16 protein-coding genes are annotated in these 20,588 nt (G+C 61.4%); 11 read left to right on the top strand and 5 right to left on the bottom strand.

All coding sequences use genetic code 11. The annotated features are described in order from the left end of the window. The first annotated feature begins 4 nt into the window (after positions 1 to 4). The 7 genes from ACMTA2_RS14230 (at position 5) to ACMTA2_RS14200 (ending at position 9,589) form a co-directional block, all read left to right on the top strand. Positions 5 to 1,021, top strand: coding sequence for a heme-dependent oxidative N-demethylase family protein (locus ACMTA2_RS14230; RefSeq protein ID WP_413795324.1), 1,017 nt, complete (start codon positions 5 to 7; stop codon positions 1,019 to 1,021). 26 nt (positions 1,022 to 1,047) lie between these two features. Continuing rightward, positions 1,048 to 2,178 (top strand): aminomethyl transferase family protein, encoded by a 1,131-nt coding sequence (locus ACMTA2_RS14225; protein ID WP_413795323.1) that lies wholly within the window; start codon positions 1,048 to 1,050, stop codon positions 2,176 to 2,178. Positions 2,179 to 2,208: 30 nt separating this feature from the next. Then, positions 2,209 to 3,075 (top strand): formyltetrahydrofolate deformylase, encoded by an 867-nt coding sequence (purU, locus tag ACMTA2_RS14220; protein ID WP_413795322.1) that lies wholly within the window; start codon positions 2,209 to 2,211, stop codon positions 3,073 to 3,075. 20 nt (positions 3,076 to 3,095) lie between these two features. Further along, a complete protein-coding gene (locus ACMTA2_RS14215; protein ID WP_413795321.1) occupies positions 3,096 to 4,463 on the top strand; it encodes a trimethylamine monooxygenase in 1,368 nt (455 codons plus the stop codon). Positions 4,464 to 4,478: 15 nt separating this feature from the next. Beyond that, positions 4,479 to 6,821, top strand: a complete 2,343-nt coding sequence (locus tag ACMTA2_RS14210) for a trimethylamine N-oxide demethylase (protein WP_413795320.1) — start codon at positions 4,479 to 4,481, stop codon at positions 6,819 to 6,821. Between the two features lie 77 nt (positions 6,822 to 6,898). Beyond that, on the top strand, positions 6,899 to 8,578 hold the full coding sequence (locus tag ACMTA2_RS14205) for an APC family permease (protein ID WP_413795319.1): 1,680 nt from the start codon (positions 6,899 to 6,901) through the stop codon (positions 8,576 to 8,578). A gap of 87 nt (positions 8,579 to 8,665) precedes the next feature. After that, positions 8,666 to 9,589 (top strand): bifunctional 5,10-methylenetetrahydrofolate dehydrogenase/5,10-methenyltetrahydrofolate cyclohydrolase, encoded by a 924-nt coding sequence (locus ACMTA2_RS14200; protein ID WP_413795318.1) that lies wholly within the window; start codon positions 8,666 to 8,668, stop codon positions 9,587 to 9,589. Positions 9,590 to 10,459: 870 nt separating this feature from the next. Here ACMTA2_RS14200 and ACMTA2_RS14195 read toward each other — a convergent pair. The 5 genes from ACMTA2_RS14195 to glnT all read right to left on the bottom strand — a co-directional run bounded on the left by ACMTA2_RS14195 (position 10,460) and on the right by glnT (position 16,359). Then, complete coding sequence (locus ACMTA2_RS14195; RefSeq protein ID WP_413795317.1) at positions 10,460 to 11,785, bottom strand: ammonium transporter; 1,326 nt, start codon at positions 11,783 to 11,785, stop codon at positions 10,460 to 10,462. A 202-nt stretch (positions 11,786 to 11,987) separates the two neighbouring features. Next, the gene (locus tag ACMTA2_RS14190; RefSeq protein WP_060742973.1) at positions 11,988 to 13,331 is read right to left on the bottom strand and encodes an FMN-binding glutamate synthase family protein; all 1,344 of its coding nucleotides are present in this window, start codon (positions 13,329 to 13,331) and stop codon (positions 11,988 to 11,990) included. A 20-nt stretch (positions 13,332 to 13,351) separates the two neighbouring features. Continuing rightward, positions 13,352 to 14,035 (bottom strand): GltB/FmdC/FwdC-like GXGXG domain-containing protein, encoded by a 684-nt coding sequence (locus ACMTA2_RS14185; RefSeq protein WP_413795316.1) that lies wholly within the window; start codon positions 14,033 to 14,035, stop codon positions 13,352 to 13,354. Between the two features lie 11 nt (positions 14,036 to 14,046). Next, positions 14,047 to 14,952, bottom strand: a complete 906-nt coding sequence (locus ACMTA2_RS14180) for a class II glutamine amidotransferase (RefSeq protein ID WP_413795315.1) — start codon at positions 14,950 to 14,952, stop codon at positions 14,047 to 14,049. Between the two features lie 72 nt (positions 14,953 to 15,024). Beyond that, positions 15,025 to 16,359 (bottom strand): type III glutamate--ammonia ligase, encoded by a 1,335-nt coding sequence (glnT, locus tag ACMTA2_RS14175; RefSeq protein WP_413795314.1) that lies wholly within the window; start codon positions 16,357 to 16,359, stop codon positions 15,025 to 15,027. Between the two features lie 278 nt (positions 16,360 to 16,637). Between glnT and ACMTA2_RS14170 the strand changes: the two genes are divergently transcribed. From ACMTA2_RS14170 to ACMTA2_RS14155, 4 genes are all read left to right on the top strand, one after another. Beyond that, positions 16,638 to 17,243 carry a helix-turn-helix domain-containing protein gene (locus ACMTA2_RS14170; RefSeq protein ID WP_109755155.1) on the top strand — a complete coding sequence of 202 codons (606 nt, stop codon included), beginning with the start codon at positions 16,638 to 16,640 and terminating at the stop codon, positions 17,241 to 17,243. 346 nt (positions 17,244 to 17,589) lie between these two features. Continuing rightward, the gene (gene purU / locus ACMTA2_RS14165; protein WP_413795313.1) at positions 17,590 to 18,456 is read left to right on the top strand and encodes a formyltetrahydrofolate deformylase; all 867 of its coding nucleotides are present in this window, start codon (positions 17,590 to 17,592) and stop codon (positions 18,454 to 18,456) included. Next, positions 18,453 to 19,358, top strand: a complete 906-nt coding sequence (folD, locus tag ACMTA2_RS14160; RefSeq protein WP_413795312.1) for a bifunctional methylenetetrahydrofolate dehydrogenase/methenyltetrahydrofolate cyclohydrolase FolD — start codon at positions 18,453 to 18,455, stop codon at positions 19,356 to 19,358. The genes purU (ACMTA2_RS14165) and folD overlap by 4 nt, the downstream gene beginning before the upstream one ends. Further along, positions 19,340 to 20,581 carry an FAD-dependent oxidoreductase gene (locus ACMTA2_RS14155; protein ID WP_413795311.1) on the top strand — a complete coding sequence of 414 codons (1,242 nt, stop codon included), beginning with the start codon at positions 19,340 to 19,342 and terminating at the stop codon, positions 20,579 to 20,581. The genes folD and ACMTA2_RS14155 overlap by 19 nt, the downstream gene beginning before the upstream one ends. Positions 20,582 to 20,588: the final 7 nt, after the last annotated feature.

Here is a 20,588-nt window from a genome sequence, read left to right as displayed (position 1 = left end):
TGCCATGCCACTGCAATCGAGCCCCGTGCTGAGTTATCGCGACGATTTCAGCTTTCGCAACAGCCCGGCGGCGATCCGCCGTTTTCCCTTCCCGTTTATCGAGGACAGTTATCTGTATTCGGTGAACATCGAACCGGCCACCTCCCGCGACCCCGGCTCGGTCTACGAACACACCTTCGATATCGACGAGCACTACCGCTCGGAAATGACCGAACGGGCGCTGGTGCTGGACAAAGACCCGCGCCGCTATCTGGTGATGCCGCACATGCAAGTGGCGGCCTGGGATGCAGTGCAAATGATCATGGAACACCTGGCTAGCGACTACCCGAAGTGGTTCAGCCTGACCCGTGACGGTGAACGCTGGCATTGGCGCAACCACCTGCTGGACATCGACCAGCACTTCGTATTCGGCGATGCCGCCAGTCTGCCCTGTGCACCGCTGGAGTACATCGGTCGCCAAGTGCAGGGGGATTTCGCCTTGCTCGATCAGCGCGACGGCGACCTCTACATGGACGCCGGCCTGGTCACCAGCCCGGCCGACTGGTCGCTGGCGTTCGACGCCGGCATGAGCTTCAAGCAGTGGCATGCACCGGTGCCCATGGCCCATCAGATGGGTGTGTTCGAACGTGCGCTGAAGTACCTGCTCAACTTGCAAGTCGGTCAGCCGGTGCGGCGTCTGAACTGGACCCTGACGATCAACCCCCGCCTGGATTCATCGCCGGAAACCTTCCATGAATGGGGCGCCGACCGCGGCCAAATCACTGCGCAGAACGTCGGCCAACAGGTGCACCTGCGGGTCGAGTTGCAAGTGATGGCGCGCCTGCCGCGCAGCAACGCGGTGATGTTCAGCATCCGCACCTACCTGATCAGCCTGAACGAACTGGTCACCCAACCCGGCTGGGGCTGCCGCCTGCACCGCGTGCTGCGCGACCTGCCTGACCCCATCGCCGACTACAAGGGCATGACCCGCTACCGCCACACCCTGGTCGAGTGGCTGAGCCAGTTCGACTCGCAGGCCTGATTCTCTTCTACGACAAGGAACCACACATGACCCACTCATGGCGTACTTCTGCATTGGCCGAACGGCACCGCGCCCTCGGCTCTCAACTCGAAGACTGGAACGGCATGGGCACCGCCTGGACCTACAACAGCGCGCTGGCCGACCACCACGAAGCGATCCGCACCCGCGCCGGCCTGATGGACGTGTCGGGGCTGAAAAAAGTCCATTACGTGGGGCCACACGCCGAGAGCTTGTTGCAGTGGGCCACCACCCGCGACATCGCCAAGCTCTACCCCGGCAAATCGGTGTACGCCTCGATGCTCGACGAGGACGGCAAGTTCGTCGATGACTGCATCGTCTACCGCACCGGGCCCAACGCGTTCATGGTGGTGCATGGCGCCGGCATCGGGCATGAAATGCTGGTGCGTTCTGCCCAGGGCCGGCAAGTGGCGGTGCTGTTCGATGACGACTTGCACGACCTCTCCCTGCAAGGCCCGCTGGCGGTGGATTTCCTCGCCGAACACGTGCCCGGTATCCGCCAGTTGCCGTACTTCCATCACCTGCAAACACGCCTGTTCGAACGCCCGGTGATGATCTCCCGCACCGGCTACACCGGGGAGCGCGGCTACGAGATCTTCTGCAAGGCAACCGACGCGCCGTTCCTGTGGGACAGCATCCTCGAACAGGGCGCCAGCCTGGGAATCATCCCGTGTGCCTTCACCGCGCTGGACTGGCTGCGGGTGGAAAGCTCACTGATGTTTTTCCCCTATGACAACTCGCAGATGTACCCCTTCGCCGACCAGAAGGCCGGTGACACCCTGTGGGAACTGGGCCTGGACTTTACGGTTTCCCCCGGCAAACAAGCCTTCCGTGGCGCTGAAGAACACCTGCGCTTGCGTGGCCAGGAGCGTTTCAAGATCACCGGAGTACTGCTCGAGGGTGTACGCCCAGCCGAGGCCGGCGACACCCTGTGGCAGGGCAACCAGCAAGTCGGCGTGGTCACCTGCGGCATGTACTCGCGCCTGAGCAAACGCTCGATGGCCATCGCCCGCATGGCCGTTGCCTGCTCCGTGCCCGGTATTGCGCTGCAGGTACGCGGCAGCCTTGAAGCGGGAGCCGTGACCCATGCCCTGCCCTTCGACGACCCGGAAAAAACCAAACGCACGGCCAAGGGCTGAGCCTTCCCTCACTTTATCCAGGAGCCCTCGATGGACGCCTCCAGCGAACATTACATTCTCAAGATCACCTGCCCGGCGGCGTCCGGGATCGTCGCCGCGATCAGCGCCTGCCTGGCCCGGCAGCAGTGTTATATCAGCGAATTGGCGCAGTTTGACGACGAGTTCACCGGGCAGTTTTTCATGCGCGCGGTGTTCCGCTTCAACGCCGGCGTCGACGGTGATATCGGCGCCCTGCGCGAAGACCTGGGCGACCTGGCCGGTGGCTTCGACATGCAGTGGCAACTGTTCAGTTCGCGCCAGCCGACCCGCGTGCTGCTGATGGTCAGCAAGTTCGACCATTGCCTCACCGACCTGCTCTATCGCCACCGCAAAGGCGAAATGGACATGCACATCACCGCCGTGGTCTCCAACCACCTGGACTTGCGGGCGATGGCCGAGCGCGAAGGCATCCGTTTCATCTATCTGCCCATCACCAAGGACAGCAAGACCCGCCAGGAGGCCGAGCTGATGCGCATCGTCGAAGACACCCAGACTGACTTGGTGGTGCTCGCGCGCTACATGCAGATTCTGTCCGACGGCCTATGCCAGCAGTTGTCGGGGCGCGCGATCAATATCCACCACTCGTTCCTGCCCGGGTTCAAGGGTGCCAAACCCTATCACCAGGCCTATGACCGCGGTGTGAAGCTGATCGGCGCCACCGCCCACTATGTCACCAGCGATCTCGATGAGGGGCCGATCATCGAGCAGGAAATCCAGCGCGTCGACCACACACACCTGCCCGATTCACTGGTTGCCATCGGCCGCGACACCGAAACCGTCGCCCTTTCCAAGGCGCTGAAATACCACCTGGAACACCGGGTATTCATCAACCAGGACAAGACAGTGATCTTTCGCTGAACCCCTCAGGAGGCACGCTCATGACTCTACGTGTTGCAATCATCGGCGCCGGCCCGTGTGGCCTGGCGCAACTTCGCGCCTTCCAGTCGGCCCGTGACAAAGGCGCCGCTATCCCTGAACTGGTGTGTTTCGAAAAACAGCAGGACTGGGGCGGCATGTGGAACTACACCTGGCGCACCGGCCTCGACGAAAACGGCGAGCCGGTGCACGGCAGCATGTACCGCTACCTGTGGTCCAACGGCCCCAAGGAATGCCTGGAATTCGCCGACTACACCTTCGAGGAACATTTTGGCCGCCCAATCGGCTCATATCCGCCGCGGGAGGTGCTCTGGGATTACATCAAGGGTCGTGTCGAAAAGGCCGGGGTGCGGGACTACATCCGTTTCAATAACGTGGTGCGCCAGATCACTTTTGACGAAGAGACCCAGCGCTTCACGGTGATCGCCCACGACCACGGCAGCGATACCCAGACCTCGGAGGAATTCGACTATGTGATCAATGCCTGCGGACACTTTTCGACGCCGAAGATGCCGTACTTCCCAGGATTCGAGCAGTTCGGCGGGCGTATCCTGCACGCCCATGATTTCCGCGACGCGCTGGAGTTCAAGGGCAAGGATCTGCTCATCGTCGGCAGCAGTTATTCTGCCGAAGACATCGGTTCCCAGTGCTACAAATACGGCGCCCGCAGCATCACCAGTTGCTACCGCACCGCGCCCATGGGCTATGACTGGCCCGCCAATTGGGAAGAAAAACCGTTGTTGCAGCGCCTGGAAAAAAACCGCGCCTACTTTATCGACGGCACCCACAAGTCCATCGATGCGGTGATCCTCTGTACCGGCTACAAACATCACTTCCCCTTCCTGCCGGACGAACTGTGCCTCAAGACCGATAACCGGCTATGGCCGATGAACTTGTACAAAGGCATTTTCTGGGAGCCCAACCCGCGACTGATCTATCTCGGCATGCAGGACCAGTGGTACTCGTTCAACATGTTCGATGCCCAGGCCTGGTATGCCCGCGATGTAATCCTGGGGCGCATTCAGCTGCCCAGCCACGACCAGATGGTCGCCGACAGCCGGCAATGGCACGAACGGGAACAGACACTGGAAACCAACCAGCAGATGTTCGAATACCAGGGTGCCTACATCCAGCACCTGGTAGACGCCACCGACTACCCGAACTTCGACATCGCCGCCGTCAATGAAACCTTCCTGCACTGGAAGCACGACAAAGCGGAAAACATCATGGGTTATCGCGACAAGTCCTATCGCTCGTTGATGACCGGAACCCAGTCACCGCCCCACCACACCCCCTGGCTGCATGCGCTGGACGATTCGATGGCGGCGTACCTCGCCGAGCCGCCGACGACCATCACGTCGGTCGGCTGATCCGGGAGGTTCATCATGAATGCACCTCGTGTATCGGCCCCCTGGGAGCCCGGCCTGTTTGCCCGGGCGCCGACCCTGGAGCGCTATCGGGTAGCGGCCGGCGGCCTGACACTGGTGGCTTTGCAGCCCGGTGACAGCCTGCAAGTGATCGACCTTGAGGGGCAGCAACCCTGTGAACTGCTGGCCGTGGATGCCAGCGGTCGCAGCGCGCTGGCGGCCTGGGCATTGAGCGGTTCGACGGCCTGCGGGTTCATCGGCGCACGGCTTGCCGAACCGACCGTGCAAGCTCGGCGCATCAACCAGGCGTTGAGCCGACGCGGTATTGAGCCCTACCAAATGCCCGGCGCGGCTTCGCTCTGGGACGAGGGCAACCCTGCCAACTTCAGTCGCCACTTTGTCGCCAGCGATGACCTGCTGGTGATTGTCGCCGCGCCCGCGGGCCCCACGTCCGTCGATCGACAGTACCGGCCCAGCGAACTGCGGTTGTGGGTGACCCGGGCCAATCCCTCGTCGCTGCTGCTCCCGGCGCTACCCGAACCGCTGGGCGAGTTGCTCGACGAATTCACCATTCGCGCTGGCACGGCCCACAGCTATACCGTCGGCAAAGGGCAGTACGTGCAGGTGCTGGATGTCGCCGGCCGCCAATGCTCGGACTTCGTCGCCCTCGACCGGCGGGCGCTGGATCGCGGCGTCGAACTGGACCTGGACCAGACCGTCACTCGGACCCTGAACGGCAGCGCCTACCCGGCGCCAGGGCTGTTCTCGAAGTTTTTCGACCGCCAGATGCAGCCGATGCTGGAGGTCGTGCAAGACACCGTCGGTCGCCATGACGCCTTCGCCCTGGCCTGCGCCGCGCGCTATTACGAGAGCCATGGTTACTTCGGGCACGACAACTGCAGCGACAACCTGAGCAGGGCCTTGGCGGTCCACGGGGTACAGGCGCGCAGCGGTTGGCCGGCGATCAATTTGTTCTTCAACACCAGGATCGACGCCCATCAGCAGATGACGCTGGACGAGCCCTGGTCGCGTCCCGGCGATTACGTGCTCCTGCGGGCCATGACCGATCTGCTGTGTGGCAGTACCTCATGCCCGGACGACATCGACCCGGCCAATGGCTGGAACCCGACCGACATCCATGTCCGCATCTACAGCGAGAAGGAGCGTTTTTCCATCGCCATGAGCACTCGAACCACGGCCGATGCCGACCCGATCCTCACCCGTGAGTCCGGCTTTCACTCACGCACCAGCCGCCTCACCGGCAGCTTCATCGACTACCGCAATTGGTGGCTGCCGCTGCGCTACGACGGCTATGGCGCCACCGAGGAATACCTCGGTTGCCGTGAACGCGTCGCGGTGATGGACCTGACCGCCCTGCGCAAATTCGAAATCATCGGCCCCGACGCCGAAGCCCTGCTCCAGTACTGCCTGACCCGGGATGTGCGGCGCCTGGCGGTGGGCCAAGTGGTGTACTCGGCGATGTGCCACGAACATGGCGGCATGCTGGACGACGGGACCCTGCTGCGCCTGGGCCCGGACAACTTCCGCTGGATCTGCGGTGAGGATTACGCCGGGGTCTGGCTGCGCGAGCAGGCGCAGAAACTGGGCATGAAGGTGTGGGTCAAGTCCGCCAGCGAGCAGATTCACAACCTGGCAGTGCAAGGGCCGCGCAGTCGCGAGCTGCTCGCGCAGATGGTCTGGACCCCGCCCACTCAACCGAGCCTGGAAACCCTCGGTTGGTTCCGCTTCCTGGTTGGCCGGCTGGACGGTTTTGATGGCTGTCCATTGATGATTTCACGCACCGGCTACACCGGCGAGCTGGGCTTCGAGGTCTGGTGCCAGCCCGAAGACGCCGAACGTGTGTGGGACCGCATCTGGCAACTCGGCGAGCCGTTGGGCCTGGTGCCGCTGGGCCTGGAAGCGCTGGACCTGCTGCGGATCGAAGCCGGGCTGATTTTTGCCGGTTACGAGTTCAGCGACCAGACCGACCCGTTCGAGGCGGGTATCGGTTTCAGCGTGCCGCTCAAGAGCAAAACCGATGACTTTATCGGCCGCGACGCCCTGTTGCGGCGCAGCGCCCACCCCACCCACAAGCTGGTCGGCCTGCACTTGAGCGGCAACGAGGCCGCCCACCACGGCGACCCGGTGTACCAAGGCCGGGCCCAGGTCGGGGTGATCACCAGTGCCTGCCGCTCACCGCTGCTGGCCAGCAACATCGCCCTGTGCCGGGTTGATGTGAGCTGCGCCGAGCCCGGCACCGCACTTGAGATTGGCAAAGTCGATGGCCTGCAGAAGCGCATCAGCGCCACGGTCAGCGCAGCGATTTTCTACGACCCGGACAAAAGCCGGGTGCGCAGTTGATCAACCAGACGGACCTGTGTGCCACCTTGAATTTGACTGCCCCCACTACTCCGCTACTCAGACATGGGAATACGAAGATGGAAGCGACGACGTTCGAGGCAGTACCGCAGGCCGCCAGCACAGCAGGCAGCCTGCACCGCAAGATTGATTGGCGCGGCGCATTCTGGGTCGCCAGTGGCGTGCCCGCGCTGGTGCTGTTCTCCATCGGTGCGATTGCCGCCACGGTGGGCAAACCGGCGTGGATCGTATGGATCGTGTCGATCCTGTTCGGGTTTATCCAGGCCTTCACCTACGCCGAAATCGCCGGGCTGTTCCCGCACAAATCCGGCGGTGCCTCGGTTTATGGCGCGGTCGCCTGGGTACGTTACAGCAAGCTGATCGCACCGGTTTCGGTGTGGTGCAACTGGCTGGCCTGGTCGCCGGTGCTGTCAATCGGTTCAGGGCTGGCAGCCGGCTACATACTCACCGCGCTGTTTCCCGCCGATGCGCTGATCAATACCTGGCAACTGACCCTGCTCGACCTGGGCTGGATCAAGAGTGGCCTGTCGCTGCGGATCAACGCGACATTCGCCATCGGTCTGTTGATCCTGCTGACCGTTTTTGCCGTGCAGCATGGCGGCATTCTGCGCTCGGCGCGTCTGACCCTGGTGCTGGGCGTGACATCGCTGGTTCCTTTGCTGCTGGTGGGTGTGGTGCCTTTGTTCACCGGAGACGCAACCCAGGCGAATTTCCTGCCGCTTTATCCCTTGGCCCATGACGCGAGTGGACAAGTGATCGACGGCCCCTGGGATCTGTCCGGTTGGACGCTGATGGCGGGCGGTCTGTTCATGGCCGCGTGGTCCACCTACGGCTTCGAAACGGCGGTGTGCTACACCCGGGAATTCAAGGACCCCAAGCGCGACACGTTCAAGGCGATTTTCTATGCGGGCCTGCTGTGCATCCTGGTGTTCACCCTGGTGCCCCTGGCGTTTCAAGGCAGCCTGGGGCTTGGCCAACTGGTGACACCGGCCGTGCTGGACGCCAGCGGTGCAGTGGTGTCGCCGGCGGTCTACAGTGGCCTGTTGTCGCCAGCGATCTACAGCGGCATGGGCGTCGGCCAGGTGATGGCGGACAGTATCGGCGGCGGCAAGCTGGTCGCCAACATCGTGCTGATCATGCTGGTCCTGGCCACCTTGCTGGCGATCATGACGTCGATGTCCGGCTCCTCGCGCACCTTGTACCAGGCGTCGGTGGATGGCTGGCTGCCGAAGTACCTGGGCCGCACCAATGAACACGGCGCGCCCACCGCCGCGATGTGGACCGACCTGTCGTTCAATTTGCTGCTGTTGCTGATGTCCGACTATGTCTTCGTGCTCGCTGCGTCCAACGTCAGCTACATCATCTTCAACTTCCTCAATCTCAACGCTGGCTGGATCCATCGCCTGGATCGTCCCGATTGGATACGCCCATACAAAGCCCCGACCGTGCTCCTGGTGGCCGGTGGTGTGTTGAGTTTCGTCAACCTGGCCTGCATGGGCCTGGGCGCCGATATCTGGGGCGCGGGCACCCTGATGACAGGCCTGCTGCTGGCGCTGTTGATCCTGCCGGTGTTCTGCTACCGCCACTATGTGCAGGACAAGGGTCTCTTCCCCGAAGCAATGCTTAACGACCTCTACGTTCAGGCCGATACGGGTCATAAACGCGCGGGCTGGTTGCCCTATGTCACGCTGATCGCGGGTGTTCTTGTGGTGTACGGCAGCCATCAATTGGTAGTCTGAGCGCCCTTGCCTGCTGTTCCCTGATAAATCATCGAGGTGCAACGACGCCTCGGTGATTGTTTCGTCCCTCTATCCATCAAGACTACGGTGACTCTTTTGACCAGCACCACCCCTGCACTTGCTCGCGATATCGACGGCAAGGCCATTTCCGCGCGGGTTCTCGACGAGGTTCGGGATGAGGTTCTAGCCCTCGCGCAGCAGCATATTTACCCAGCCCTGGCGGTACTGTTGGTGGGCGAAGACCCGGCCAGCGAGGTTTACGTGCGCAACAAACTGCTGCGGGCCAGGGAAGTCGGCATCCGCTCGCTGGAGTACCGGCTGGCAGAAAACACCAGCGAGCATCAGGTACTGGAACTGATTGCCCGACTGAACGCCGATGCCACGGTGAATGGCATTCTGGTGCAATTGCCATTGCCGGGGCATATCGACGAGGCGGCCGTCATTCATGCCATCGACCCGATCAAGGACGTGGACGGTTTCCATCGCGAAAACGTCGGCGGCCTGGTGCAAGGCATCGAAGTCCTTACACCCTGCACGCCCAGCGGCTGCATGCGTCTGCTCCACGAAACCTGCGGCGATGTGAGCGGCTTGCACGCCGTGGTCGTCGGACGCTCGAACATCGTCGGCAAGCCCATGGCGACCTTGCTGTTGCAGGCTCACTGCTCGGTCAGCGTGGTGCATTCACGCAGCGTCGATGCCCCGGCGTTGTGTCGGCTGGCCGATATCGTCGTCGCGGCGGTAGGCCGTCCCGGGCTGATCGATGCCACTTGGCTCAAGCCTGGGGCAGTGGTGATCGATGTCGGGATCAATCGTATTACCGATGAATCCGGCAGCCATCTGGTGGGCGATGTCGACTACGCCAGCGCGCGCACCGTCGCCAGCGCGATCACGCCGGTGCCCGGTGGCGTCGGGCCGATGACCATTGCCTATCTGCTGAAGAACACCTTGATCGCCAGCCAATTGCAGCAAGCCCGTGGGTTGGCATCTGCTAGCCATCTGATGGTGAGTTGAGCACAACGTCCGCCTCGAGGCGGCCTGATAGCCGACCTGGTTCTTGGTGAGAGCGCGTTTCCCCTGCTCGCGATAGCGGTGGTTCAGTCACATGGATGTTGGACTTGCCGGCCTCATCGCGAGCAAGCTCGCTCCCACAGGTTTTGCGGTGAGCATGAGTTTTGTGTCTGCTGAAGATCCATTGTGGGAGCGAGCTTGCTCGCGATAGCGGTGGTTCAGTCACATGGATGTCGGGCTTGCTGGCCTCTTCGCGAGCAAGCTCGCTCCCACAGGTTTTGCGGTGAGCATGAGTTTTGTGTCTGCTGAAGATCCATTGTGGGAGCGAGCTTGCTCGCGATGGCGGTGGTTCAGTCACATGGATGTCGGGCTTGCTGGCCTCTTCGCGAGCAAGCTCGCTCCCACAGGGGATCTTGGGTTTTCTTGAGTCTTGTGTTCACCGCAGGCCCATTGTGGGAGCTTGCTCGCGATGGCGGTGGTTCAGCCACATAGGCTCTTGCTTTGCCTTGGATTTTGATCTCGGCGCCCCGTTAACCACGATGGCCGCACGCAGGCATTGTGGAGTGGGCACCTCGGCATGGATGCCGAGGTAGCCGCGCGGGGCCATGGATGGCCCTTCGCGGCAGGCCCACGGAGCAATGCCTTCGTTCAGGCACACCGTCCCTAGGCGAGGTGCCGAGTGGTGGGATAGAAGCGCTTTGGTTACTTTCGCCTGGGCCGGCATTCCGGCTTTTCGAAAGTGACCCGCCGTAAGGGCCGAACCCTGAGCAGCCGTTGCTGCTGAAACGGATATACACACCAAAGCAAGTAGATACAGCACCACTTTTTCCAAGTGAACACTCGAAGGTGAACCGTGTCGGTCAACAGCAACGATCAGTGGTTGTAGGCACGCTCGTTGTGTTCAGCCAGGTCCAACCCCATCTCCTCCACCGACGCATCGGCGCGTAAACCGATCACCGCGTTGATCACCTTGAGAATGACCCAACTGATGACAAAGCAATAAACCGTCGTCAGCAACACACCTTTGATTTGCGCCATGACCTGGGCCCCCATGGTCACGCCTTCGACCAATCCTCCCACCGACGGCACACAGAACACCCCGGTCAACACCGCGCCAATCATCCCGCCAATGCCGTGCAAGCCGAACACGTCGAGGCTGTCGTCATAACCGAAGCGACGCTTAAGCACGGTGACGCTCAAGTAGCAGAACACCCCGCACAGCAAACCGATGGCCAACGCACCACCGACGCCGACATACGCGCACGCCGGCGTGATGCCGACCAACCCAGCCAAGGCACCACTGGCGAGGCCCAAGGCACTTGGCTTGCCAACCTTGAACCACTCGGTGAACATCCATCCGAGAATGCCGGCGCAGGCCCCCAACTGGGTGTTGAGCATGACGATGCCAGAAGTGCCGTTGAGGCCTCCGCCGGAACCGATGTTAAAGCCGAACCAACCCACCCAGAGCATCGCCGCACCGGCCATGGTCAGGCTCAGGTTGTGGGCTGGCATTGGCGAGTTCTGGTAGCCCTTGCGCTTGCCGAGAATCAGGCACGCGGCCAAAGCGGCGACGCCGGCATTGATGTGCACGGCGGTGCCGCCGGCGAAATCGAGCACACCCCAGTTGTGCATCAACGCACCTGCCCCTCCCCACACCATATGCGCCACCGGGGCATACACCAGGGTGAACCACAACGCCATGAACCACAGCGCCGCCGAAAACTTCATGCGTTCGGCGAATGCACCGGCAATCAGTGCCGGGGTGATGATCGCAAAGGTCATCTGGAAGGTCACGAACACACCCTCTGGAATATCCCCCACCAAACTCTCTGGGGTCATACCCGCCAGAAAGGCCCGGCTCAAACCACCGACGAAACTGTTGAACGTCACCTGCCCCTCAATCATGCCGGAGCTGTCGACCACCATGCTGTAGCCATAAATCACCCACAACACGCCGACCAGGCCGGCGATGCCGAAGCACTGAGTGAACAGCGAAAGCATGTTTTTTGCGCGGACCAGGCCGCCGTAAAACAAGGCGAGACCCGGTAGACACATGAACAGCACCAGCACCGCGGCAGTGACCATCCAGGCGGTGCTGCCGGTGTTCAACGCGGGTGCATCGGCGGCCTGGGCCAATGGCGCAAGAGCACCGGCCGCCAATAAGCCGAGAAGAGATTTGCCGAGAAGACGATTGACCATGTTCAAAGCTCCTGCGAAGAAAAGGTGGGTGTCGGGCAGCGAGCAATAAAGAATGAGATACGGGCCTTTTCGGCCTCTCGTATGTAATGTCACGAACAGGACCTTGTGGGAGCGAGCTTGCTCGCGATAGCGGTGGGTCAGCTTGCAGCAGTTCTGACTGTGCCACCGTCATCGCGAGCAAGCTCGCTCCCACAGGTTTGGGTCAGTAGCCGGTACCGGAACCCGGAACCCAGTTGGTCCCCGCCAACGGTACTCGCGCCATGGCCGCCGACTCCACCGTCAGCGCGACCAGATCCTCGGGATCGAGGTTGTGCAGGTGCGACTTGCCACACGCCCGGGCCATCGTCTGCGCTTCCAGCACCAGGACGCGCAGGTAGTTGGCCAAGCGGCGGCCACCCTCCACCGGATCCAGTCGCTTGGACAGCTCCGGGTCCTGAGTGGTAATCCCGGCCGGATCGCGCCCGTTCTGCCAGTCATCGTAGAAACCGGCGGCCGAACCGATTTTCTTCAGTTCCTCGTCCAGGCGCGGGTGGTTGTCGCCCAGGGCGATCAGCGCGGCAGTGCCGATGGCCACCGCATCCGCCCCCAGCGCCATCGCCTTGGCGACGTCGGCACCGTTGCGAATCCCTCCAGAGACGATCAACTGCACTTTGCGATGCATGCCCATCTCCTGCAAAGCCTGTACCGCTTGCGGGATGGCCGACAGAATCGGGATCCCCACGTGTTCGATAAAGACTTCCTGGGTCGCCGCCGTTCCGCCTTGCATGCCATCGAGCACGATCACATCCGCCCCGGCCTTCACGGCCAACTTAACGTCGTAGTACGGCCGGCTGGCGCCGATTTTCACGTAGATCGGTTTTTCCCAATCAGTGATTTCGCGCAGCTCGGCAATCTTGATCGCCAGGTCATCCGGGCCGGTCCAGTCGGGGTGACGGCAGGCACTGCGCTGATCGACACCGATGGGCAAGGTACGCATACCGGCCACACGCTCGGTGACTTTCATCCCCAGCAACATACCGCCGCCACCGGGTTTGGCGCCCTGCCCCAGGACGATTTCAATCGCGTCGGCCTTGCGCAGATCGTCCGGGTTCATGCCATAGCGTGACGGCAAATACTGATAGACCAAATGCTGCGACTGGCCGCGTTCTTCCGGGGTCATGCCGCCGTCACCAGTGGTGGTGCTGGTGCCCGCGATGGTCGCGCCACGGCCCAGGGCTTCCTTGGCATTGGCCGACAACGCCCCGAAGCTCATGCCGGCGATGGTCACCGGAATCTTCAGGTGGATCGGCTTCTTGGCAAAGCGGTTGCCGAGGATCACATCGGTGCCGCATTTCTCCCGATAGCCTTCCAGCGGGTAACGCGAAACGCTGGCGCCGAGCAGCAGCAAATCATCGAAATGCGGCAGTTTGCGTTTGGTACCGCCGCCGCGAATATCGTAGATGCCGGTCTCGGCGGCACGTTGGATTTCCTGGATGGTCAGGCGGTCGAAGGTGGCTGACTCGCGCAGTACTGGCGTGGCTGCTTTTTGGTTAATCGGGTCGCTCATATCTGTTCTCCTCGCGCGGATCAGTACGCGGACGCGTTATCGACTTTGAAGTTGTACAACTGACGGGCCGATCCATAGCGCTTGAAGTCAGCCGCCTTGTGCACGAATCCGGCGCGGTTCAACAGGTCCTGGAGCTCCTGGAGGTGCTCGGCACGCATCTCTTTCTCGATGCAATCGGAGCCCAGGGACTCCACATTGCCCTTCACGTAGATGTGGGTTTCGTACAAGGAATCGCCCAGCGCATCACCAGCATCGCCGCAAACCACCAGCCGCCCGGCCTGGCCCATGAAACAGCTCATGTGGCCGATGCTGCCACCGACCACAATGTCGATGCCTTTCATGGAAATGCCGCAACGCGCGCCGGCATCCCCTTCAATCACCAGCAGCCCGCCATGGGCGGTGGCACCGGCCGCCTGGGAAGCGCTGCCTTTGACCCGAACGTAGCCAGACATCATGTTCTCGGCGCACCCGACACCGACGTTGCCGTGGACGGTGATCGAGGCTTTTTGATTCATGCCCGCACAGTAGTAGCCGGCGTGGCCCTGGATATCGATGGACAGCACTTCGTTCACCCCGACCGCGAGGTTGTGCTTGCCGTCCGAATGCGTCACCACCCATTCGCGGTCTTCAACGCTGTTGACCTGGTCGTGCAACGCCTGATTGAGTTCACGCACGGTGGCCGTGGAAAGGTCGATGGTTTTCATGTGTGCGCTCCTTAAGCTGACTCGCGTTCCCAGATGTACATGGTGGCCGGTGCCGGCTCCCAGACCTTGGCGTGTTCGATGCCCGGCAGGCTCGACAGGGCCTGATACTCGGAAGCCATGGCGACGTAATCGTCAGTCTCGGCGAGGATCGCCGGCTTGCAGGCAATCGGGTCGCGGATCACGGCAAAACCGTTGCGAGTGCCGATGGCGAAGGTGAAGAAACCGTCCAGGTCCTCCAGCGAGTGATCCAACGCCTCTTTCAATGAGTCGCCCTGCTGCAGGCGCCAGGTCAGGTAGCCAGCAGCCACTTCGGTGTCGTTGTCGGTCTCGAAGTGAATGCCTTGGCGCTTGAGCTCCTGACGCAGGCGGAAGTGGTTGGAGAGCGAGCCGTTGTGCACCAGGCACAGGTCGGCACCGGTGGAGAACGGGTGGCTACCTTCCATGGTCACCGCGCTTTCAGTGGCCATGCGGGTGTGACCGATGATGTGGCTGCCCTTCATGCCGCCCAGGCCGAAACGTTGGGAAATTTCCAGAGGCAAGCCCATACCCTTGAGGATTTCGATGCTCTGGCCGGCGCTCATGATGCGCACGCTCGGCGCCAGTTCGGCGAGGGCCAGCCGTACCGGCGCCTCTTGGGCATTGACTTTGAGCACGGCAGCGCTGGCGTTCTGGAACCAGTCCAGCGAACAACCGAGGCGGCCCTCCAGTTCGCCCATCAGGGCTTTCCAATCGAAACCGTCAGTGGTCGCCTGCAAGGTCAGCTTGACCCAACCATCCGCCACTTCATCGCCATAGATCGCAAACCCGGCACTGTCCGGCCCTCGGTCGGTCATCGCCTGCAACATGGGTTCAAACAGCTTGCCGAGCTGGGATTCCAGCTGCGGATTTTTCAGGTAAAGGCCTACGATCCCACACATATCAAATCTCCTTCGAAGGCAGTGAACACTCGACGCGGTGCCGGGTGCCCGAATGGTTGTCAAAACACAGCGTCAGAAAAATTCGGTGTAGCGCTGGATCTCCCAGTCGGAAACGTGGCGGCTGTACTCCACCCATTCCATGCGCTTGAGCTTGATGAACTCGCCGACGATCTGCGGGCCCAGCACCTCGGCGAACAGCGGGTCGGCTTCCAGGGCGTCACAGGCTTCCTTGAGCGATTGCGGCAGGGTCTTTATGCCTCGTGCGGCGATCTGTTCCAGGCTCAGGCTGTAGAGGTTTTCATTGCAGACGTGGTCGATTTCCAACTGGCGGTCGATGCCGTCCAGACCGGCGGCGATGATCGCGGCGCTGACCAGATAGGGGTTGCAGCCAGCGTCCGGCAGGCGGAACTCCAGGCGCCCGTAGGGCACCCGCACCATGGCCGAACGGTTGTTGGCGCCGAAGGCGATGAAGGCCGGCGCCCAGGTCGCACCGGACAACGAGTTGCCGACGACCAGACGCTTGTAGGAGTTGACCGTCGGCGCGGCGAAGGCACACAGCGCCGGACCATGGGCCAGCAGGCCGGCGGCAAAGTGGTAAGCCAGTTTCGACAGCCCCATGCCGCTGGGGTCGCTGGCGTCATGGAACAGGTTTTTGTTTTCGGCGCTGCTGATCGACAGGTGAAAATGCATGCCGTTGCCGGCGCGTTTCGGATCGGGTTTGGGCATGAACGAGCAGATCATGCCCAAGTCATTGGCGATTTCGCCGGCGGCCATACGAAAAAACGTGAAGCGATCCGCCGAAGTCATGGCGTCGCTGTAGGTGTAGTTGATCTCGAACTGGCCGTTGGCGTCCTCGTGGTCGATTTGATAGACCTCGAAATCCACGGCCTGCAAGGCTTCGGTCAGCCGTTCGAGGAACACGCGCGAGCGCGACAGGCCCTTGTAGTCGTAGCAAGGCTTGTCCAGGTTGTCGCTGACGTCCACCAGTTGCAGTTTGCCCTGCTCGTCGCGACGCATCAGGTTGAACTCGGGCTCCAGGCCGGTGTTGAGCGTCCAGCCCTTTTCTGCCAGGCGTTGCACTTGTTGCTGCAACACATAACGGCTGTCGTACGGATGTGGCTTGCCGTCGACGTGGCCGATGCACACCACTCGCCCGTAACCCGGCTGCCAAGGCACCGGGGTCAACGTGGCCAGATCACCACGGGCCATGAAGTCCGGTCCGTGGGGCTCCATGCCCATGCCGCTGATCGCGAATCCGGCAAACCCCGCGCCCTCTTCGGCCACGGTCTTGAGCCCACAGATAGGTACCGATTTGGTTTTGGCCGCCCCGTGTATGTCCACAAACTGCGCAAGCACGTACTTGATTGCGTGCTTGTCGATGATGCGCTGGGTTTCTGCTGGCAACATTGCTCGTCACTCCTCGCGAAAGGGCAAAACATTGTGGGTGGGCCCTGACTGACCTTTTATTCCTAAAAAGAAAGTTAGTTTCCCAATAGGAATGCAAGGCTCTTGCCAGATTCGCGAGTGAAACGCCGACGCTCCCAGGAACGACGCTTTTGTGCTGTATATATGGGAAAATTCTTTTCCCCGTGGGAATATCGTGGGATAGAGGCGAGCTGACCGCCGCCATTTGCACTTTCTCAGTGCGAAACTAATATTACTGAACGGAAAGCGTGCAGGATTTAATGACGATGCCGACCGAAACCGCCCCTCGCCTCAAGCTTGAGCAATACCTGGGATTGCAGATCAAGCGCCAGCGCCAGGCTCAGGATCTGAAGCTGTCTGACGTGGCCAAGATTGCCGATATCAGCCAAGGCATGTTGAGCAAGATTGAAAACGCCCAGGTGTCCACCAGTCTCGATACCCTGAGCCGCCTGTGCGATGTGCTCGGCTTGCCACTGTCCAAATTGTTCAGCGAGTACGACCAGCAAGATGGCAGTGCGCTGTTGGTCAAGGCTGACCAGGGCATGGAAGTGGTGCGCCGCGGCACCGAGAAAGGCCATACGTACCACCTGCTCAACCACACCCGTGGGCCGAAGAAGAGTTTCGAGGCCTACATGGTCAGCATGGATGACGCGAGTGAGGAGTTTCCGACCTTCTCCCACCCCGGCACCGAATTCCTTCACCTGCTGGAAGGTGAACTGATCTATCGCCACGGCAATCAGCTTTACCGCATGGAAGCGGGCGACAGCCTGACGTTCGAAGGCGAAATCCCCCACGGCCCCGAGCAACTGGTGCAGGTGCCTATCCGCCTGTTATCGATCATGAACTACGGCAACGACAAAGAGTAACGCCCCTCCCGATGCATGAAGATCAACCTGTGGGAGCGGGCTTGCTCGCGAATGCGCTCTGTCCGTTGATAGAGATGACAACTGGCAGAACGCATTCGCGAGCAAGCCCGCTCCCACATTTTTGACCGCGTTCGACCGACGGAAACGATTCGCCTTCCCTCGCAAAAAAATTCCCCTCAGTTAAAAATCTTTCCTAAACCTCTAGACGTCGCGCCTCCACTCCCCTATAAAGCCACTTCAGGAATATTTTATTCCCCATAAGAAAAAACGCTCAAGGAATGAGCCTGCTGTCCTCAGACATTTTTCGCTATGCGATGAGCTGCCGCCATCATCCCGAGGACGTGTCATGCAACACGAAAAAAATCATTTCATCATGAAGATCACCTGTCCCGCGGTGTCCGGCATCGTTGCGGCCGTCACCACTTACCTGGCGGACAACGGTTGCTACATCGGGGAGATGGCGCAATTCGACGACGATTTCAGCGGTCGTTTTTTCATGCGTGCGGTGTTTCGCTTCAACGACGGCCATCAGGGCAACCTTCAACTGATCAAAGACGGTTTCGCCGACGTCGCCAAGGCGTTCGAGATGACCTGGGAATTGCACGACACCCGCGAGCCGATGCGCGTGCTGCTGATGGTCAGCAAGTTCGACCACTGCCTGACCGACCTGCTCTATCGCTACCACAAAGGCGAGATGGACATGACCATCACCGCCATCGTCTCCAACCACCTGGATTTGCGGCCCATGGCCGAACGCGAGGGCATTCGCTTTATCTATCTGCCGGTGACCCAGGACACCAAGGCCCGGCAGGAAGCCGAACTGATGAAGATAGTCGACGACACCGGCACCGAACTGGTGGTGTTGGCGCGCTACATGCAGATTCTCTCCGATGACTTGTGCAAGCGACTCTCGGGGCGGGCGATCAACATTCACCATTCGTTCTTGCCCGGTTTCAAAGGCGCCAAGCCGTATCACCAGGCCTATCAGCGCGGTGTGAAACTCATTGGCGCCACCGCCCACTACGTCACCAGCGACCTCGACGAGGGACCGATCATCGAGCAGGAAGTACAGCGGGTGGATCATGTCTATCTGCCCGACGATCTGGTCGCCACCGGCCGTGACACCGAAACCGTGGCCCTGTCCAAGGCGGTCAAGTACCACCTGGAGCACCGGGTTTTCCTCAATCAGGACAGAACGGTGATCTTCCGGTGAACACGCCTCGACTGATTGACGGCAAAGCCGCCGCCGCCCACGTGCTACTCCAGGTTCGCAAGGACGTGGATAGCCTGCGCGAGCAGGCTATTCAACCGGCCCTCGCGGTCATTCTGGTGGGCAAGGACCCCGCCAGCCAGGTCTATGTGCGCAACAAGATCCTGCGTGCCGAAGAGGTGGGTATTCGTTCCGTGGAGCATCGGCTTTCTCCCGACACCAGCACCGAACAACTGCTCAACCTGATCGCCACGCTGAATGCCGATCGCTCGATCAACGGCATTCTCCTGCAGTTGCCATTGCCTGCACACATCGATGAGCTACGCGCCCTGGAGGCCATTGCCCCGGGCAAGGATGTCGACGGCTTTCACAGTGAAAACGTCGGCGGGCTCAGCCAGGGCCGCACGGTGCTCGCCCCCTGCACCCCCAGCGGTTGCCTGTATCTGCTGGAGCAAACCTGTGGCGATCTACGCGGCAAACACGCGGTGGTGATCGGCCGTTCGAACATCGTCGGCAAACCCATGGCCGCCCTGCTGCTCAAGGCCGATTGTTCGGTGACCGTGCTGCATTCACGCAGCCCCGATCCACAGGCGCTGTGCCGGCAGGCAGACATCGTCATCGCCGCCGTGGGACGCCCAAGGTTGATCAACGCCAGTTGGCTCAAGCCCGGCGCCGTCGTGATCGACGTCGGCATCAACCGCATCGAGAACGACGGCCACAGCCGCCTGGTGGGGGATGTGGACTTCGACAACGCCCTGCCCCACGTCTCGGCGATTACTCCGGTTCCCGGCGGCGTCGGCCCCATGACCATCGCCTTCCTGATGAAAAACACCGTGACCGCCGCCCTTATGCAACAACAGGCTCAACGCAGCCAATCGGAGGCCCTATGCCGTTCAATCTATTGAAGTACGGGCTGAGTTCGGAATACCCGGTAGAGGTCGACCTGCCCCCTCCCCGGGAGCTCAAGCCGAGCTATGACGTGCTGATCATCGGCGCCGGTGGCCACGGCCTGGCCACCGCTTATTACCTGTCCAAGTACCACGGCATCAGCAACATCGCGGTGCTGGAAAAATCCTATCTGGGTGGCGGCAATACCGCGCGCAACACCGCGGTGATCCGCTCCAACTACCTGACCAGCGAAGGGGTACGTTTCTACGCCGAGTCGGTGCGGATGTTCCAGGGGCTGTCCAACGAATTCGATTTCAACATCATGTACTCCGAGCGCGGCCAACTGACCCTGGCCCATACCGACGCCACCGTGCGTTCGTTCCGCCAGCGGGCCGAGGTCAACAAGCACTTCGGCGGACGTACCGAGATGATCGATCGCCAGCAGATCCGCGAGCTGGTGCCCACCTTGAACCTCGACCCCGGGCACTTGCCGGTGCTCGCCGGGCTCTGGCACATCGACGGTGCTACCGCCCGCCACGACGCCGTCGCTTGGGGCTATGCCAAGCAGGCGGCCAAGCGCGGCGTGGAAATCCACCCGCTCACCGAAGTCCAGGACCTGATCATCGAGAACGGCGCCATCACCGCCGTCAAGACCAATCGCGGCACCATCAAATGCGGCTGCGCGGTGCAGGCGATTGCCGGGCACAGTTCCTTGCTGATGGCAAAAGCCGGGATCCGTTCGCCGATCCAGACCTTCCCGCTGCAAGCGATGGTCACCCAGCCGTTCAAACCCTTCCTAGATCCGCTCGTGAGCTCCTCTGCCCTGCACTGTTACGTGCAGCAGACCAGTCGCGGCGAAGTGGTCTTCGGCGGCGGCTCCGATCCGTATCCACTGTTCAATACCCGCTCCACGCTGGACTTGAAGGAAAGCCTGTTGGCCCACGCCATCGAAATGTTCCCGTTCCTGGCGAATGCCAAGCTGATGCGCCAATGGGCCGGCATCACCGACATGACCCCCGACTACAGCCCGATCATGGGCCTGTCGCCGGTGAAGAACTATTACCTCGACGCCGGTTGGGGCACGTGGGGGTTCAAGGCCACGCCGATCTGCGGCAAGACCATGGCCGAGCTGGTCGCCAGCGGCGGGCAGGTACCAGAGCTGATCAAACCCTTTGGCCTGGAGCGTTTCTCGACCTTCCAGCAAGTCAACGAAATGGGCGCCACGGCGGCCAGCCACTGACGGAGAA

The organism is Pseudomonas medicaginis (genome assembly GCF_965119365.1).
In the GTDB taxonomy this organism is placed as follows: Bacteria; Pseudomonadota; Gammaproteobacteria; order Pseudomonadales; family Pseudomonadaceae; genus Aquipseudomonas.
This window is presented reverse-complemented; position numbering and strand designations above follow the sequence as displayed.

Coding starts and splice junctions, on each gene's coding strand:
- ACMTA2_RS14230 (WP_413795324.1), top strand. CDS start 5: ATGCCACTGCAATCGAGCCCCGTGCTGAGTTATCGCGACGATTTCAGC.
- ACMTA2_RS14195 (WP_413795317.1), bottom strand. CDS start 11,785: ATGGTCAATCGTCTTCTCGGCAAATCTCTTCTCGGCTTATTGGCGGCC.
- ACMTA2_RS14205 (WP_413795319.1), top strand. CDS start 6,899: ATGGAAGCGACGACGTTCGAGGCAGTACCGCAGGCCGCCAGCACAGCA.
- ACMTA2_RS14225 (WP_413795323.1), top strand. CDS start 1,048: ATGACCCACTCATGGCGTACTTCTGCATTGGCCGAACGGCACCGCGCC.
- purU (WP_413795313.1), top strand. CDS start 17,590: ATGCAACACGAAAAAAATCATTTCATCATGAAGATCACCTGTCCCGCG.
- ACMTA2_RS14190 (WP_060742973.1), bottom strand. CDS start 13,331: ATGAGCGACCCGATTAACCAAAAAGCAGCCACGCCAGTACTGCGCGAG.
- glnT (WP_413795314.1), bottom strand. CDS start 16,359: ATGTTGCCAGCAGAAACCCAGCGCATCATCGACAAGCACGCAATCAAG.
- ACMTA2_RS14155 (WP_413795311.1), top strand. CDS start 19,340: ATGCCGTTCAATCTATTGAAGTACGGGCTGAGTTCGGAATACCCGGTA.
- ACMTA2_RS14210 (WP_413795320.1), top strand. CDS start 4,479: ATGAATGCACCTCGTGTATCGGCCCCCTGGGAGCCCGGCCTGTTTGCC.
- ACMTA2_RS14215 (WP_413795321.1), top strand. CDS start 3,096: ATGACTCTACGTGTTGCAATCATCGGCGCCGGCCCGTGTGGCCTGGCG.
- purU (WP_413795322.1), top strand. CDS start 2,209: ATGGACGCCTCCAGCGAACATTACATTCTCAAGATCACCTGCCCGGCG.
- ACMTA2_RS14170 (WP_109755155.1), top strand. CDS start 16,638: ATGACGATGCCGACCGAAACCGCCCCTCGCCTCAAGCTTGAGCAATAC.
- ACMTA2_RS14185 (WP_413795316.1), bottom strand. CDS start 14,035: ATGAAAACCATCGACCTTTCCACGGCCACCGTGCGTGAACTCAATCAG.
- ACMTA2_RS14180 (WP_413795315.1), bottom strand. CDS start 14,952: ATGTGTGGGATCGTAGGCCTTTACCTGAAAAATCCGCAGCTGGAATCC.